The sequence below is a fragment of the Thermobifida alba genome (genome assembly GCF_023208015.1).
GTDB classification, from domain to species: domain Bacteria; phylum Actinomycetota; class Actinomycetes; order Streptosporangiales; family Streptosporangiaceae; genus Thermobifida; species Thermobifida alba.
On sequence record NZ_CP051627.1, the window covers coordinates 2,801,008 to 2,816,051 of the forward strand.

The 15,044-nt window shown below is 73.2% G+C and carries 11 protein-coding genes and 1 tRNA gene; 7 read left to right on the forward strand and 5 right to left on the reverse strand.

Annotated elements, in window-relative coordinates; genetic code table 11:
• The first annotated feature begins 82 nt into the window (after positions 1-82).
• A tRNA-Arg gene (locus tag FOF52_RS12425) sits at positions 83-154 on the forward strand.
• A 940-nt stretch (positions 155-1,094) separates the two neighbouring features.
• On the opposite strand, the gene FOF52_RS12430 is transcribed toward FOF52_RS12425, so the two are convergent.
• Positions 1,095-2,588, reverse strand: coding sequence for a carboxylesterase/lipase family protein (locus tag FOF52_RS12430; protein ID WP_248590132.1), 1,494 nt, complete (start codon positions 2,586-2,588; stop codon positions 1,095-1,097).
• Between the two features lie 437 nt (positions 2,589-3,025).
• Here FOF52_RS12430 and FOF52_RS12435 point away from each other — a divergent pair, with 437 nt between their 5' ends.
• Complete coding sequence (locus FOF52_RS12435) at positions 3,026-3,799, forward strand: protein phosphatase 2C domain-containing protein (RefSeq protein ID WP_248590133.1); 774 nt, start codon at positions 3,026-3,028, stop codon at positions 3,797-3,799.
• A 320-nt stretch (positions 3,800-4,119) separates the two neighbouring features.
• On the opposite strand, the gene FOF52_RS12440 is transcribed toward FOF52_RS12435, so the two are convergent.
• A complete protein-coding gene (locus FOF52_RS12440; RefSeq protein WP_248590134.1) occupies positions 4,120-5,040 on the reverse strand; it encodes an aminoglycoside phosphotransferase family protein in 921 nt (306 codons plus the stop codon).
• Positions 5,041-5,346: 306 nt separating this feature from the next.
• Positions 5,347-6,024: a sirohydrochlorin chelatase gene (locus tag FOF52_RS12445; protein WP_248590135.1), complete on the reverse strand. Its 678-nt coding sequence runs from the start codon at positions 6,022-6,024 to the stop codon at positions 5,347-5,349.
• A 635-nt stretch (positions 6,025-6,659) separates the two neighbouring features.
• On the opposite strand from FOF52_RS12445, the gene FOF52_RS12450 reads away from it, so the two are divergent.
• The 4 genes from FOF52_RS12450 to FOF52_RS12465 all read left to right on the forward strand — a co-directional run bounded on the left by FOF52_RS12450 (position 6,660) and on the right by FOF52_RS12465 (position 10,897).
• On the forward strand, positions 6,660-7,934 hold the full coding sequence (locus FOF52_RS12450) for a phosphotransferase family protein (RefSeq protein ID WP_248590136.1): 1,275 nt from the start codon (positions 6,660-6,662) through the stop codon (positions 7,932-7,934).
• Positions 7,935-8,305: 371 nt separating this feature from the next.
• The gene (locus FOF52_RS12455; RefSeq protein WP_248590137.1) at positions 8,306-9,115 is read left to right on the forward strand and encodes a nucleotidyltransferase domain-containing protein; all 810 of its coding nucleotides are present in this window, start codon (positions 8,306-8,308) and stop codon (positions 9,113-9,115) included.
• Positions 9,116-9,219: 104 nt separating this feature from the next.
• Entirely contained in the window at positions 9,220-9,777 is a 558-nt protein-coding gene (gene def / locus FOF52_RS12460) for a peptide deformylase (RefSeq protein ID WP_248590138.1), read from the forward strand.
• Between the two features lie 145 nt (positions 9,778-9,922).
• A complete protein-coding gene (locus tag FOF52_RS12465; protein ID WP_248590139.1) occupies positions 9,923-10,897 on the forward strand; it encodes a coiled-coil domain-containing protein in 975 nt (324 codons plus the stop codon).
• Between the two features lie 49 nt (positions 10,898-10,946).
• On the opposite strand, the gene FOF52_RS12470 is transcribed toward FOF52_RS12465, so the two are convergent.
• The gene (locus FOF52_RS12470; RefSeq protein WP_248590140.1) at positions 10,947-11,744 is read right to left on the reverse strand and encodes an alpha/beta hydrolase; all 798 of its coding nucleotides are present in this window, start codon (positions 11,742-11,744) and stop codon (positions 10,947-10,949) included.
• A gap of 219 nt (positions 11,745-11,963) precedes the next feature.
• Here FOF52_RS12470 and FOF52_RS12475 point away from each other — a divergent pair, with 219 nt between their 5' ends.
• Positions 11,964-14,114 carry an elongation factor G-like protein EF-G2 gene (locus FOF52_RS12475; RefSeq protein WP_248593848.1) on the forward strand — a complete coding sequence of 717 codons (2,151 nt, stop codon included), beginning with the start codon at positions 11,964-11,966 and terminating at the stop codon, positions 14,112-14,114.
• A 46-nt stretch (positions 14,115-14,160) separates the two neighbouring features.
• Here the strand turns inward: FOF52_RS12475 and FOF52_RS12480 are convergent, their stop codons facing one another.
• On the reverse strand, positions 14,161-14,958 hold the full coding sequence (locus FOF52_RS12480; protein WP_248590141.1) for a M48 family metallopeptidase: 798 nt from the start codon (positions 14,956-14,958) through the stop codon (positions 14,161-14,163).
• Positions 14,959-15,044 lie beyond the last annotated feature (86 nt).

The window sequence follows — 15,044 nt, forward strand, 5'->3', positions numbered from 1 at the left end:
CTCCCGCGGCGGGATCGGTGCGGCCGGCGGTCAAGACCGTGCAACCCACTCAGCGGCCCTGCTAGAGTTGAGACCGCAAAGCGCCCCCTTAGCTCAGGGGATAGAGCAACGGCCTCCGGAGCCGTGTGCGCAGGTTCGAATCCTGCAGGGGGCACCTGGAACGCAGCGGACAACCCCGACTGACCCCGTGTCAGCGGGGTTTTTTCGTGGGCGCCCACCCCGTCCGGCGTTTCCCGCGCGGGCGCCGCGGCCGGTTCCGGCCAGACCGGTGGCCGCCGCGGACGGGCGGCCCCGTGGAGGGGGTCTCCGGTGCGGTGGAGGGGCTGTGCACCGCCCGCCGCCGTCGGCCAGCCGCGTCGGAGGGCGCCGATGGGCCGGCGCCGTCCCCGGGGGGATGCCCCCGTGCCTCGCAGTCCTTCCCACGGTCGGCCTCCTGAAGCTCGCCGGCCCCTCGGCCCCGGGGGCCTTCGGCCCCGACCACCTGTTCCGCTCCCGGTGGACGCGGCTGCTGCTGTTGCTGCTTCCGCTCGGGAAGCTCCTGCGGTGCACTCCCTCCCGGGCCGCGTGTCCGTCTCCGCGGAGAAGGGCGTCGTCTCCTCCGCCTGCTCCGCCCTCCGGATCCTCCTGGGGGTCGGGGGCCTCGTCCCGGTGGGGGCGGTGGAGGAGCACGCGCTGCGGCAGCGCGGGACGGCGGCCACGTGCGTCATCCGCGGGATCGGTGTGCGGGTGGAGAAGAGGCACACCACCGATGCGGACGGCGACCGGGGACACCACCGTCACCCGCGACACGCACCGGGTGGGGTGGGGGACGGGGGGAGCCTGCTCGTCACCGGGCGCAGCCGGCACGGCGAGGCGGGCGGCTCCGTGGCGGCGGTCCACACCCCCGCCCGCCGGGGTCGCCCCGCGTTTCACCGACTCCCCCGCCGGAACGGTCGCATCGCCGTGGACCGGCCTCCCCCGCCGTCCTCGGCCCGGTGCTGTGGAGCCTGTCCCGCGTCCGGAAGGTCCTGCGGCCCCGGCGCCCCGCGCCCGCGGGGCGCCGGGGCTCTGGGCGGGGCGGGTGGGTCCCGCCCCGCCGTCCGGGTCCGGCGGGACTACAGCGGCACGCCGTCCCAGAGCCTGCGGGTGGCGGGGTGGGGATCGGTCACGACTGCCGACTCGGGGTGGTCGAAGCGCATGGTCGGGCGGGTCCGGGGGTTCCACTCGGCCCAGCCCGGGTCGCCGGAGGCGGCGAAGCGCACCCAGGCGGCGTGCACGGTCCGGGCCAGTTCCTCCGGCGGGTCCTCGCCGACCAGCGGAACGGCGCGGTCCAGGGTGCGGAAGACGAAGGGGATCTCCACGGCGTGGCAGGCGCCCAGGATCCCGTCGAGCTGCGGCGTGCGCCAGGCGAACTCGTAGCCGAAGGTGCGGCCGGACGCGTCGGCGCGGGACTCGGCGATGCGGTGGGCGGGGATGCGGAACACCTGGTCGGTGATGACCGCGGCGAGGATGTCACCGGGCTCCTCCCCGCGTCCCTCGGCGGTGTAGACCTTGGCGGCGTCGGCGTCCAGGCCCGACTTGGCCAGGTGCGCGGTGAGGTAGTCGCCGGTGATGAACGGCAGGATCCCGGTGGGGGCGAGGAACAGCCGGTATTCGTCGGAGGTGGTGCCGAACAGCAGGTCGACGTCGCCTCCGGCCCCCGCGGCGATCGCCTCGGCGGGCCGCTGCGGCAGCAGGCGGCCGTCGACCACGGGGGCGAAGGGCAGCAGCACGCTGCCGCCCGCGATCCGCTCACCCCACACCGCCGCGTCGGGGGAGCCCTGGACTTCCTGGGTGACCTGCTGCTGGACCTCCAGCAGCCGCTGGGTGGGCACCTCGGCCAGCGCCGCCGCGGTCGGGGCGACGCCCAGCCGTTCGGCGACCACCCGGGCGATGGTGGCGGCGTCCTCCGCGGCCACCGCCATGTTGCCCGCTCCCGACTGGGTGACGGCCCGGCGGAACAGGCCTCGGGCGCGGGGGGTCGCCATCAGGGTGCACACGCTCATGGCGCCCGCGGACTCCCCGAACACGGTGACGTTGGCGGGGTCGCCGCCGAAGCGGGCGATGTTGTCGCGCACCCACTCCAGTGCGGCGATCTGGTCGAGCAGGCCCCGGTTGGCGGGCGCGTCGGGCAGGTCCGCGAAGCCGATGACGCCCAGCCGGTAGTTGAAGCTGACCATGACCACGCCGTCGCGGGCGAAGGCCGCGCCGTCGTAGACGGGTTCGGAGCCGGAGCCGTTGGTGAACGCGCCGCCGTGGATCCACACCATCACCGGCAGGCCCGCCGCGCCGGGGTCGGGGGTCCACACGTTGAGGGTGAGGCAGTCCTCCCCCGGGATGTCCCGTTCGACGAGCAGGCGGTCGATGGCCTCGGGATAGGGCGGGCGGGGCGCGGTGGGGCCGAATTCGGCGGCGTCGCGCACTCCGCTCCAGGGTTCGGGCGGGCGGGGCGCCGCGAAGCGGTCCGCTCCCACCGGGGGCGCGGCGTAGGGGATTCCGCGGAAGACCGCGATCTCGTTCTCTTGGCGCCCTCTGACCTCACCCGACTCCGTTCTGATCACGATCTCCACGCATTTTCCCCTTTCTTTACCGACTAGTCGGTCTTTTCCTAGTGACGCGGGTTGTGTGGTGTCAAGGGGGCGCGCGAAGATTCCGCCTTCTTGCGACCGTTCTCCGATTTCGGGCCGCGTGACAGGCTACTGTCGGCGAAATCCCCACATCACTCCAGAAACCGCCGCCACCTGGCCGAATACCACTGTTCGGCCGCGACTGGCCGCGGCATCGACCGTTGGGCACCGCACCGTCCATGCGCGCCGACAGCGTCGCGCGCCTCGCCTCCGTCCATCAGACGCGTCGCCGCACTCCGGACAGCCGCGCGACGCTCTTCGTCCCCGCGGGCCGCCCGTCTCACCGGCTTCGGCCCCCGGAAAGCTCATTCCAACCCAGACCGGCGTAAGTGGGCGCCGACCCGCGGCGCCCCCGCCACGGAACGTGAAAAGAGGGGCTCATGCGAATCAGGCAGGCCAGCCGCCGCGGTGTCGGAGCGAACAACGAGGACCGGCTCGGCGCCGGAGCCGACTGGGCGTTCGTCCTGGACGGCGCCACCGCCCCGGCCGGAGTGGCCAGCGGCTGCATTCACGACGTGAGTTGGCTGGTGGACCGGCTGGCCGAAGCCCTGCGTGCCACGCTGAGCACGCCCATGCCGCTGGCCGACGCACTCGCCGTCGCCATCGAACGGGTCCGCTACGCGCACGGCGGCGCCTGCGACCTGGACAACCCCGACAGCCCCTCGGCGACGGTGGCCCTGGCCCGCCGCCGCGAGGACGGCTTCGACTACCTGGTCCTGGCCGACACGGCGGTGGTGTTCGCCCAGGAGGACGGGACGGTGCGGGCGGTCAGCGACGACCGGGTGGACCGGCTGCCGGGCGGACGCCCCTACAGCAGGCAGCTGGTACGGGAGTCACGCAACGCCCCCGGAGGGTTCTGGGTGGCCAGCACGGTTCCCGAGGCCGCCTACGAGGCGCTCACGGGGACCGTGCTGACCAGCGAGTTCGCGTTGATGTCGGACGGCTGCTCCCGGCTGGTGGACTACTACGGGCACAGCTGGCGGGAGGTCTGGGACCACCTGCGCGCCCACGGGCCGCACTCGCTGGTCGACTGGGTCCGCGCGGAGGAGGAGCGCCACGGCGTCGCGTTGGGCAAACTGCACGACGACGCCACCGTGCTGCACGCGGTGTTCGCCCCCGACCAGACCCGCAGCCTGGTCAGGGCTGTCCGCTGACCGCGGCGTCGCCCGCGGAGAAGAGCCGGGCCGGTCCGCGGTGGTGCGGACCGGCCCCGGCGGCCCTCCCGGATCCGCCGGCCCCGCTGCCTGCGGGGCCGGTCACGGATGCGGGGAGTGCGGTTGTCGCCTGGCTCCGGCCAGTGGCTCGGGGGTGTGGCTGGTCGTGTCCGCCACGGACGGCGGTCACGCTGTCGGGGGATGCTGCGCGCTGGGGCGCTCACGACGGCCCGCTCTTCTTCTCTCCTCGTCCCGACCGGTGACCGGGTTCGGGCGGTCAAGAGCGGTGTGGCTCCAAGAGGTGGTCCCCGTGGCCGGGGTCAGGCTGCGGCGAGTTCCATCGCCACCCGGAACGCCTGGGTGTCCGCGCGCCCCCGGTTGGCCAGTGCGGTGGCGAAGACGGGGGCGAAGGCGACGCACCACCGGAACAGCCGCTGGCTGGGCACGCCGATCCCGGCCGCCAGCACCACGCAGCGCTCCTTGATCTCGTCGAGCGACTCGGCCTTCCACACCGCCCAGTCGATCGCGTCGTAGGCGGGGTCGCCCAGGCAGCCGCGCGGGTCGATGGCGACCAGGCCCCGTTTGACCCCTCCGTCGAGGATGTTGCCCGGGTGGAGCTCCCCGTGGAGCGGAACCGCGTTGTCCCCCTCCCAGGCGAGGCTGCGGGCCAAGGCGTGGCCGTGGTGCATGAACGGGGCCGGGACGAGGTCGGCGGCGACCCCCTCGGTCCGCGCGCGTTCCCACAGGTCGAACAGGAAGTTGACGCGGCTGACGAGCGGGTGCAGCTCCCAGCGCTCCGAACCGCTGATCCCGACCGAGTGCAGGTCGTTGATGAGGGCGATGATCTGCTCCATCGGGGGGACCGTGCCGATCTCGGCGATGGTGAACCCCGGTTCGACGGCCTCCATCAGGATTCCGCCGCGTTTCGCGTCCACCTCGTAGACCTCCGGTACCCGGGTGGTGGACGCCCAGAAGGCCAGGACCCGCCCCTCGGCGTCGATGAGGGCGGGGTCGGGGCTCGCCTTGAGCACGGCCGCCGAGCCGTCGGCGCGGCGGCAGTGGAAGACCACCGACGTCTGGCCGTGCGGCCCCATTCCCTCGACGGTGCAGCCCCACTTCTCGGTGAGTTCTGAGACGAGGCCGGGAAGTCCGTCCAGCCAGTGAAGTGCTCCGGTGCCGAAACGCCGGACCAGACGGTCTCGCTGTTTGTCATCGACTGGTTTCGCTATGACGTCGTTCATGGGAACCACCCTAGGGAGATCGTGTTTCCTCTATCCGTGCTTCCCCTCTGCGCCCCCGTCACTCCTCTTTCCCCAGTGGTGTTCTGTGTCCACATCGTTCACAGTCGGCGCTCCGGCGGTTTCCGGCCGGCTCTGCGGAAGGGGAGAAAAGGCGTTCCCGGGCGCGGGGGCCGAATGTCCTCGACACTCGAAGAGAAGGTCCGGGGGGCGGTCCCGGCCGGGACCGCCCCCCGGACACCGTGCTGGACGGCGGAATTCCCGGGCCCCGACGCCGGCCGGTGCCCTGCGGCCGGCCGGGGCCCCGGGTCACGCCGCGAGCCGGGCGGTGGCGGCCCGGTGCTGGGCCAGCAGGGTCTCCACGACGACGGGCGAAGGGCCGAGCGGGGCGGCGACCGCGGTGGCGCCGATCTCGCGGAGCCCGTCGAGGTCCGCGCCGTCCACGAGCTGCCAGGTGGCCACGGCCACCCGGCTGTGCCCGTTGCGGCGCAGCCGGGCCACGGCGTCGGCGACGGAGGGCGCCCAGGCGTGCAGATAGCCGACCTGCACCGGGGTCTGGACGCGGCGGCTCAGCATGCGGGCCACGTCCATGACCTGTCGGCGTTCGCCGTTGCCGGGAAGCTCCACCCCTCCGTCCGCGGCGAGGACGACGCCGTCGCCGGGGCGCCAGCCGGCGGCGTGCAGCCGGGCGACGAGTTGGGCGACGATCGAGGGCACGGCTCCCAGCGGGGCGGTGGCGCAGGCGTCGAACCGGTCGCCGAGGTCGAGGCTGGCCAGGAGTTCGGTGCTGGCCGCGTCGCTGCCCGCGAGAAAGGCCGGGACCACCACGAGCGGTCCCGTGGTCGACTCCACCGCGGACCGCAGTTCCGCGCGCGTTCCGAAGGCCGCACACACCGGGGCCTCCCGGCGGTCGGCCACCGTCTCGGCCAGGGCGTGCAGGGCCTCTCTGCGCTGGGCGTCGCGTGTTCCGTCCGCCACGAGAACCATAGTCGGGACCTTCACCACTGCCTCCAAAAAAGACCCGGGGTAACCCTGCCCGTTATCCCGGAAGCCTAATGAGCACGGGTTTCACACGAATGAAGCCGTGTTACACGTGAGCTAACAGCGACCAATGGCGCTGCCCCGCCCGCACAAAGCCGGAACAAAGACCAGGTTGGTTGGCTCCGGGAAGCACGCTGGAGGATCACATCTGCGATGACCAGCGCCGGTAGCCACCCGCCAAAGAGGATAATCGAAGGAAATTTCCTTCTCCATGCCGCAACAATGTTGCGCTCATCACTCGTGATGTCGTTCCGCACAACGCAGGCGGTGCGGACCTGCGGGGGGTCGGGGAGGGCGGGTGCCGGTCAAAGGTCAGCCTTCCAGGAGATCCACCGGAGCGCTTCCGGCTCATTCCGGTAGCGCGGTGTTCAGGAAATACCCAGATTCGAACAGGGTTTAACATAATTTCCCACGCAGTCCCCGCAAAACCGCAGCACAGAATGGGAGAATTTGAAAAGATCCGGTGGCCGGACGGGTGAATTGCCGGCGGGCGGCTCCCCGGGGCGGCCCGTCCGGCGGATCGCCCCTGTCGCGCGCGGCCCCCGTCGGCCACAATGGGACGGAGGGCGAAGGAGGGGCGGGTGCACCACGGCGCCGACGAGGAACTGGTTCGCGCGGATCCCCGGCTTCCGGGCCTGGAGGCGCTGCTGTCCGGGGACGCCGCCCTGGAGCTGCTCGACTCCCTGCTGCCGGACGACACCGAACGGCCCCTCCGGGTCGAGGTGGCGCGCGGCCGCTACCGCCGGGGCGTCGCTCTGACCGCGACGCTGACCCTGCACTACGCGGACGGCCCGCGGCACGCCTTCGCCAGGGCGCTGCCTCCCGACGCCGCGGCCGACCACGCCCGGCGGTGGTCCCCGCCGCCGTCGGACGGGTCCGCCGCCCTGGCCGCCCTGACGGAGCCGAGGCTGCGCGGACCGCTGTACGCCCCCGACCTCGGCGTGCTGCTGGGACCGCCCGTGGACGACCGCGCGCTGCCCGCCGCCCGGCGCCTCGCGGCGGAGCCGCAGCGGTTCACCGGGACCTCCCCCTCCCGCGCGCACACCCTCTCCTACTCGGCGGGGCACCACTGGACCGGGCGGTTCGACGACGCGGCGGACGGGTCCGGCCTGGTGGTCCACGCCCGCTCCGGCGGGGTGAACGCGGCCTGCTACCTGGCGCCCGCCGTCGCCGGGCTGCCCGTTCCCGACCTGGTCAAGGTGAGCCGGTACGGACTCCTGGTGACCCGGTGGCTGCCCGGAGAGCCCCTCGACCGGCTCCTCGGACGCGACCGCTCCGCCGGGGAGGCGGCGCTCGCGGAGACGGGCCGTCTGCTGGCCCGGCTGCACTCGGTGCCGCCGCCCCGGGAGCTCCCCCGCCGCGATCCGGCGGCGGCGCTGGGGCGCGCCGCCGAGGAGGTGGCCGACCTCCTGCCCGACTTGGCCGTCCGGGCCGCGGCGGTGGCCCGGACGTGCGCGGACGCGCTGGCCTCCGCGGAGGCCCCGCAGGCCCTGGTCCACGGCTCCCTGCGCCCCGGGCGGGTGGTGGTGGGCGGGCGGGGGCCTGCCCTGGTCGGCCTGGAGGAGGCGCACACCGCCCACCCCGCGACCGATCTGGCCGGCTACGCCGCGGCCGGCAGCGGGCCGCGGCCGCCGGTCGGCGGCGCTCCGGCCGCCGTCCCCGGTCCGCTGCTCGACGGCTACCTGGCGGCACTCCCGAGCGCGGACGCCCGGCGGGTCCGCCGCGACCTCGGCGTGTGCACGGCCGCGGCGCTGCTGTGCCGGGCGACGGCCCCCTTCCGCCGCGGCGAGGACGACTGGGACGCCGGGGTCGCGGCGCTCCTCGCCGCCGCCGAGACCGCGCTGGCGGAGCAGTGACCCGAAGGAGGACGGCCGAGTCCGGGGCGCTTCGCCGCGCTTCGGTGTCCCCCGGCGCACTCCGGGTCGCCGCCTCCCTCCGATTCGCGGGTCTGGCAGCGCCGTCCGCTCCCCGCGCGTGCGACCATGGACCCGGTCGGCGCGGAAGTGCCGTGGACCACGGCCCGTCGCCGCCGGACCGGTGGCGACCGCCCGGGAAGCGGCGTCCGGCGTGCCGACACGGCGCGGCGGGCAACGGAGCCTCCGCCTTGTCCAAACGAATATCGGCCCCCAAACTGGGAAATGCGGGCCTTCGAAGACCGTCTGCGTCCCGGACGGCCGGACACGACGCCGCGACCCGTCCCGGAACAACTGGACTGGAGTAGTGACTGATGGCTGTCCACCCACTGGTGCGCACCGTGGCCGAGGCTTTCCTGCGGGCCGTCGACGACGAGCTTCCCGGTCTCGTGGAGGGCCTCTACCTCACCGGCTCCGTGGCCCTGGGCGACTTCCGCCCCCACACCAGCGACATCGACTTCGTGGTGGTCACCACCGAGCGGCTCACCGACGCCCAGCGGGCCGCGATCCGCCGGGTGCACTCCCGGATCCGCGGCCGCCTTCCCCGTCCCCACTTCAACGGCCTCTACGTCACCTGGGACGACCTCGCCACCGATCCGCAGCACTGCGGTCCGGTGGCCTCCGTGCTCGGCGGCCGGTTCCGGGGCAGGCCCAGCGCCGACGTCAACCCCGTCACCTGGCGGGTGCTGGCCGAGCGCGGGGTGACGATCCGCGGTCCGCTGCCGGTCGAGGTGGACATCTGGGACGAGCCCGGCACACTGCGGGCGTGGTCGCTGGGCAACCTGGAGGAGCACTGGCGGCGGTGGCGCGCCAAGGCGGGACGCCTGGTCACCCCGCGCGGCCTGGCGGTGCTGGGCTCCCTGGCTCCGTCCTGGAGCGTGCTCAGCGTCAGCCGCCTCCACTTCACCCTGCGCACCGGGGAGATCACCTCCAAGTCGGGGGCGGGCTTCTACGCCCTGCACGCCTTCCCCGAACGCTGGGAGCGCATCGTCAACGAGTGCCTGCGCATCCGCCGCGACTCGGCGCTGCCCTCGCTGTACCGCAACGCGCTGGAGCGGCGCCGTGCGGCGCTGGACTACATCGAGATGGTGCTGGACGACGCGCTGGCCCCCCGCCCGGCCTGAGGAGGTGCGGAGGCGGTCCCGGGACGGATCCCGCCTCCCGGGGCCGGGGCCGCGGGCGTCCGGAGCCGGGGGACCTCCCCCGCCGACGCTCTAGTCTTTGATCCATGACCAAGCGCGCCATCGTCCTGTTCGGCGACCCGGTACTGACCACGCCGACCACACCGATCACCACCTTCGACCGGCACACCGAGGCCCTGGTCCGCGATCTGCTGGACACCGTGGACGCCCCCGGCCGGGCCGGGGTCGCCGCCACCCAGATCGGGGTGGGCCTGCGCGCGTTCAGCTACAACGTCGAGGGCAGGATCGGCTACGTCATCAACCCCGAGATCGTGGAGCTGTCCGAGGAGACCCAGGACGACGGCAACGAGGGCTGCCTGTCCGTGCCCGGCCTGTGGTATCCGACCAGGCGTGCCCGGCGCGCCGTGGTCAAGGGGGTCGACCTGCGCAACGAGCCGGTCACCCTGGAGGGGACCGGTCTGATGGCGCGCTGCCTCCAGCATGAGACGGATCACCTCGACGGAGTGCTGTACCTGGACCGGCTGGACCGGGAGACCCGGCGCGCCGCCATGCGCGAGGTCCGCCGCTCCCCCTGGTTCCTGCGTTCCCAGGAGGCTCCGGCCCCCGCCACACCCCTTCCGTCGGCTTTCGGAGGAAAGTCCTAGTCTGTGACCTGTTTCAGTCAATAGCAGGAATCGACTAGGCATATCACGAGAAGATCTCATAAAGTCTGCTCAGCATCACGTGGCCCCTGGGAAACCCCCGCCCCGCTTCTCCACGGCCACAGGTCCCTCCCACGGAGCGAGTCAAGTGAGCAGACCCGTCGTTTCCCCCTCCTCTTCGGCCCGTCGCCGCGGCGCCGTCGTCCTCACCGCCGCCACGGCGCTTCTCCTCGTCCTCTCCCCCTCCGCCTACGCGGACCCCGACGACGAGCCGTCCCTGGAGGAGCTGAACGAGCGCGTCGAAGCCCTGGAAGAGGAGTACGACGCCGAACTCGTCCAGTACACCAGCGCCAAGGAGGAGGCCGAACAGGCTGCCGAGGAGCTCGACGAGATCCGGGAGAAGCTGGAGGCCGCACGCGAGGACGTGGCGGTGATCGCGGCCAGCCAGTACAAGAGCAGCGGCTTCGACCCCGTCATCGAGATCGTGGTGAGCAGCTCCCCCGAGCAGATGCTCTCCGACGCGGCCCTGATCGGCCAGGTCTCCCACATCAGCGGCGAGCGGGTGGCCGCCCTCACGGAGCTGCAGGAGGAGGCGGAGCAGGCCAAGGAGGAGGCCGACGCGAAGCTGGCCGAGGCCGAGGAACTGGTCGAGGACCTGGAGGCGCAGCGCGACGAGGTGCTGGCCAAGATCGAGGAGTACGAGGCCGAGCAGGTGCCCGCCACCACCGGCACCGGCAGCGTCCCCGACAGCGCGCGCGGCTGGGGCTTCGACGGCGCCACCCCGCGCATGGCGGCCATCCGCGACGAGATCATCAGCACCTTCGGCGCCCCCTACCCGGTCGGCTGCCTGCGTCCGGGCGATCCGGGAGAGCACGGTTCGGGGCGGGCCTGCGACTTCATGATGAGCGCGGGCGGTGCGATGCCCTCCGCCGCCAACCGGGACCTCGGCTGGCAGATCGCCGAGTACGCCAAGGCCAACGCCGACCGGCTCGGCGTCATGTACGTGATCTGGGAGCAGAAGATCTGGGACTCCCGGAACCCGGGCGCGGGGTGGAAGCCGATGTCGGACCGCGGCAGCATCACCCAGAACCACTACGACCACGTGCACATCTCGTCGTGGTGACCGCGCGGGTCCCGGACGCCTCAGCGCTCTCCGGGACCCGCCCGCCCCGCTACTCCCGGGGGCCGAGGTGGGGGGCGAGCCAGGCGGCGAGGCGGTCGACGAGTCCGGGCTGCTCGGCCACCGCCCGTTCGGCGTGGCCCATCCCCGGTTCGATCCACAGCTCCCTCACTCCCCGGGCCGCCTCGTGGATGCGCCGGGCGTGCTCGACGGGGAAGTAGGAGTCGGCGTCGCCGTGCACCACCAGCAGCCCGGCGGGCGCCACGGATCCCGCCAGCTCGGTGGGATCCAGCGGCACCGGGTCCCAGGGGCGGTCGAGAACCCGCACGTTGCGGGCCAGCCGCAGGAAGAGCCGCCCGGCGGGACGCTCCACCCCGAAGGTGAGCAGCCGCATGCGGGTGGTGCCCCGGTAGAACCAGCGGCTGGGTCCGCTGATCGAGACCACCGCGTCGACGCCGCCGAACATGCCGGCGTGGCGGACGGCCACGGCCGCTCCCATGGAGAATCCCACGGTCGCGATCCGGGTGTACCCCTGCTGCCTGAGGTGCTCCACGGCCGCCCGCAGGTCGAGGACCTCCTGGTCGCCGACGGTGGAGGCGCCCGTGGAGGCGTGGTGTCCGCGGAAGTCGAAGGTCAGCACGTCGCCCACGGCCAGCAGGTGTTCGGCGATCGCCGTGGTGTGCGGGCTGCGCCAGGTCCCGGTGAAGCCGTTGGCCAGCACCACGGCGCCGTCCCGGGGGCGGGTCCCGCGCAGCAGCATCGAGTCGAGTCGTACTCCGTCCGAGGTCTCCAGCCAGCGCCGGGTCCGGCGGGGGCGGTCCGCCTCCCGGTCGCGCACAGTGTCGGGCATGCCTCCCATCGTGCCGCAGCGGGGTTCCCGGCACGAGGGAGGGCAGCCCCACTTCTGCGCTCCGCCGCGTGCCGCGCCGCCCGCTCCACGAAAAAAGCAAAGATCACCCGTTTCCCGGCACAGCGGTCTTGTTATATCCGACCACACGGGTGACGGTAGAGGTGTCCCGCGTCACATGGGGGAGGGCGCGGCGACGTCACCTCGGGGGGAGTGGTGATGATGGCGGACAAGTCGGGTTCCGCGACCGCCCGCAGGGCACCCGCGGCCGACCGGCCCCACGACATCCGCAACGTGGCCCTGGTCGGCCATTCCGGAGCCGGGAAGACGACCCTGGTCGAGTCGCTGCTGGCCGCCTCCGGCACAATCAACCGGGCCGGGCGGGTCGAGGACGGCACCACCGTCAGCGACTACGACGAGTCCGAGGTCCGCCAGCAGCGTTCGGTGAACCTCGCCGTGGCACCGCTGTGGGTGGACGGCGTCAAGGTCAACCTGGTGGACACGCCGGGGTACGTGGACTTCGTGGGGGAGCTGCGCGCGGGGCTGCGCGCCGCCGACGCCGTGCTGTTCGTGGTCTCGGCCGTCGACGGGGTCGACGAGCCCACGCGGATGCTGTGGGAGGAGTGCGCCGCGCTGGATCTGCCGCGGGCCGTCGCCGTCACCAAGATCGACCACCACCGCGCCGACTTCTTCGAGGCGGTCGCCCAGTGCCAGGCGGAGTTCGGCGAGGGGGTCCTGCCCGCCTACGTCCCGGTGTTCCAGGGCGGAGACGAGTCGCGCACGGTCCACGGCCTGCTCGGCCTGCTGTCCCAGCGCTACCACGACTACTCCGGCGGCGTCCCGATGGAGGCCGAGCCCACGCCGGAACTGCTCGCCGAGACCGGACCGATGCGTACCGCGCTGCTGGAGGGGGTGATCCAGGAGAGCGAGGACGAGACGCTCATGGACCGGTACATGGCCGGCGAGCCGCTGGACCGCACGATGCTCGTCGCCGACCTGGAGGCGGCCGTGGCGCGCGGCGGCCTCCACCCGGTGCTGGCGGTGTCCGCGCTGAGCGGGGTGGGCGTCCCGGAACTGCTGCGGGAGCTGCCGCTGGCCTGCCCGAGTCCGGTGGAGCGGCCGCTGCCGCCGGTGACCACCCCGTCCGGGGTCCCGGTCGACGGCCTGTCCTGCGATCCCGACGGGCCGCTGCTGGCCCAGGTGGTCAAGACGGTCGGCGACCCGTACGTGGGCCGGGTGAGTCTGGTGCGGGTGTTCTCCGGGACGCTGCGTCCCGACCAGACGGTGCACGTGTGCGGGAAGGGGTTGGCCGACCGCGGGCGCGCCGACCACGAGAGCGACGAGCGGATCGGTCCGCTGGCTGTTCCGCTGGGCCGCCAGACCCAGCCGGTGGGGCGGGCCGTCGCCGGTGACCTCTGCGCGATCGCGAAGCTGACCGGGGCGGAGACCGGCGACACCCTCTCCGGGCCGGACCGGCCGCTGCGGGTTCCGCCGTGGTCCTTCCCCGAGCCGCTGCTGCCCACCGCGGTGCGCGCCGAGCACACCGCCGACGAGGACCGGCTCTCCCAGGCGGTGTCCCGGCTGACCGCGGAGGACCCCGCGCTGCGCGTCGAGGTCAACTCCGAGACCCACCAGATGGTGCTGTGGTGTCTGGGCGAGGCCCACCTGGCGCTGGTGCTGGACCGGCTCGCCCACCGCTACGGGGTGGCGGTGCGCACCGAGGAGGTCGTCGTCCCGCTGCGGGAGACCTTCGCCGTTCCCGCCCAGGGCCTGGGCCGCAACGTCAAGCAGAGCGGCGGGCACGGCGAGTACGGCATCTGCCGGATCAGGGTGGAGCCGCTGCCGTCCGGTTCGGGGCTGGAGTTCGTGGACGAGACCGTGGGCGGCGTGGTGCCGCGCCAGTTCGTCCCCTCGGTCGAGAAGGGGGTGCGCGCCCAGATGGAGCAGGGGGTGCACCCCGGGTATCCGATGGTGGACCTGCGGGTGACGCTGTACGACGGCAAGGCGCACTCGGTGGACTCCTCCGACATGGCCTTCCAGAAGGCGGGCAGGCTCGCGCTGCGGGACGCGGCGGAGCACGCCCGGTTGGCGGTGCTGGAGCCCGTGGACCTGGTCGCGGTGCTGGTGCCCGAGGAGTACCTGGGCACGGTGATGAGCGACCTGTCGGCCCGCCGCGGCCGGGTCGTGGGCAGCGATCCGGCGCCGGGGGGACGGGTGCTGGTCAAGGCGGAGGTTCCGCAGTTGGAGATCGTCCGTTACGCCGTGGAACTGCGGTCGCTGTCGCACGGGACCGGCACGTTCAGCCGGAGGTACCTGCGGCACGAGCCGCTGCCGCCGCAGCTGGCGAAGGAGTACGCGAACGCCGCGTCGTGACCGGGGCGCGTTCGCGGCGGCCCCGGCCCGGGGCGGCGGTCGTCGTTCAGAAGACCCGGCCGGGCCGGTCGCGGTCCCGCAGTGCGGCGAACCGCCAGGTGTTGACCGGGTGGGTGGACAGCACGTTCACCAGCATCACGAAGAAGCCCTGGTCGGTGCGGGCCCGGTCGGCGATCTCGGTGAAGTCCACCTTGTCGTACAGGTACTTGCCCGCGGCCAGGACGCACAGGCCGTGGACTCCCTCGGGGCAGAAGCGGTAGGCGTGGTTGTCCGCGGTGTACTCCTGGGCCCGGCTGAGGGAGCTGCCGAGCCCGGGGATGAGATGGGCGATGGAGACGCCGAACTGCCGCCAGAACGAGGCGTGCCCGGCGGCGATGTGGCCCACCTCGTGTCCGATGACGAACCGGAGCGCGTCGGGGTCGCCGTTGCGGACGCCGATCTCGAACAGGTCGCTGGTGATCGCGACGTAGCGGCGGAGGCCGTGCCCGGAGGCAAACGCGTTGACCTGTCCGTGGCCCGGGACCAGGTAGGCGTCGGGAGGCCGCGGCATCCCGAAGGCGCGGGCGGCGTCGACCACCATCCGGTACGCCTCGGGGAACTGGTGTTCGGTGATGCGTACGCCGTTGACCCGCTGGCGCGCGTACAGCTGGCCGCGGACGAAGAACACCAGTGCCGGGACGAGAAGGACCAGCAGCGGTTGGGTGCTGTGCTCGGAGATCGCCCGGTCGAGCGTGCCGACCACGGTGAGCCCGGTGACGGACACGCAGATCCACAGCAGGCGGTTCTCCTGTGGATGGCGCAGTGACCGGTTCCGCCGCCGGTTCTCCCGGCCCCAGAGTGTCATGCGGCCATTCTGTCCGTTCTCCGGGGCGGCCCGCGGCGGTCGGCCGGTGCTCCGGTGGCCCGTCCGCCGGCGTCGGCGGACGGGCG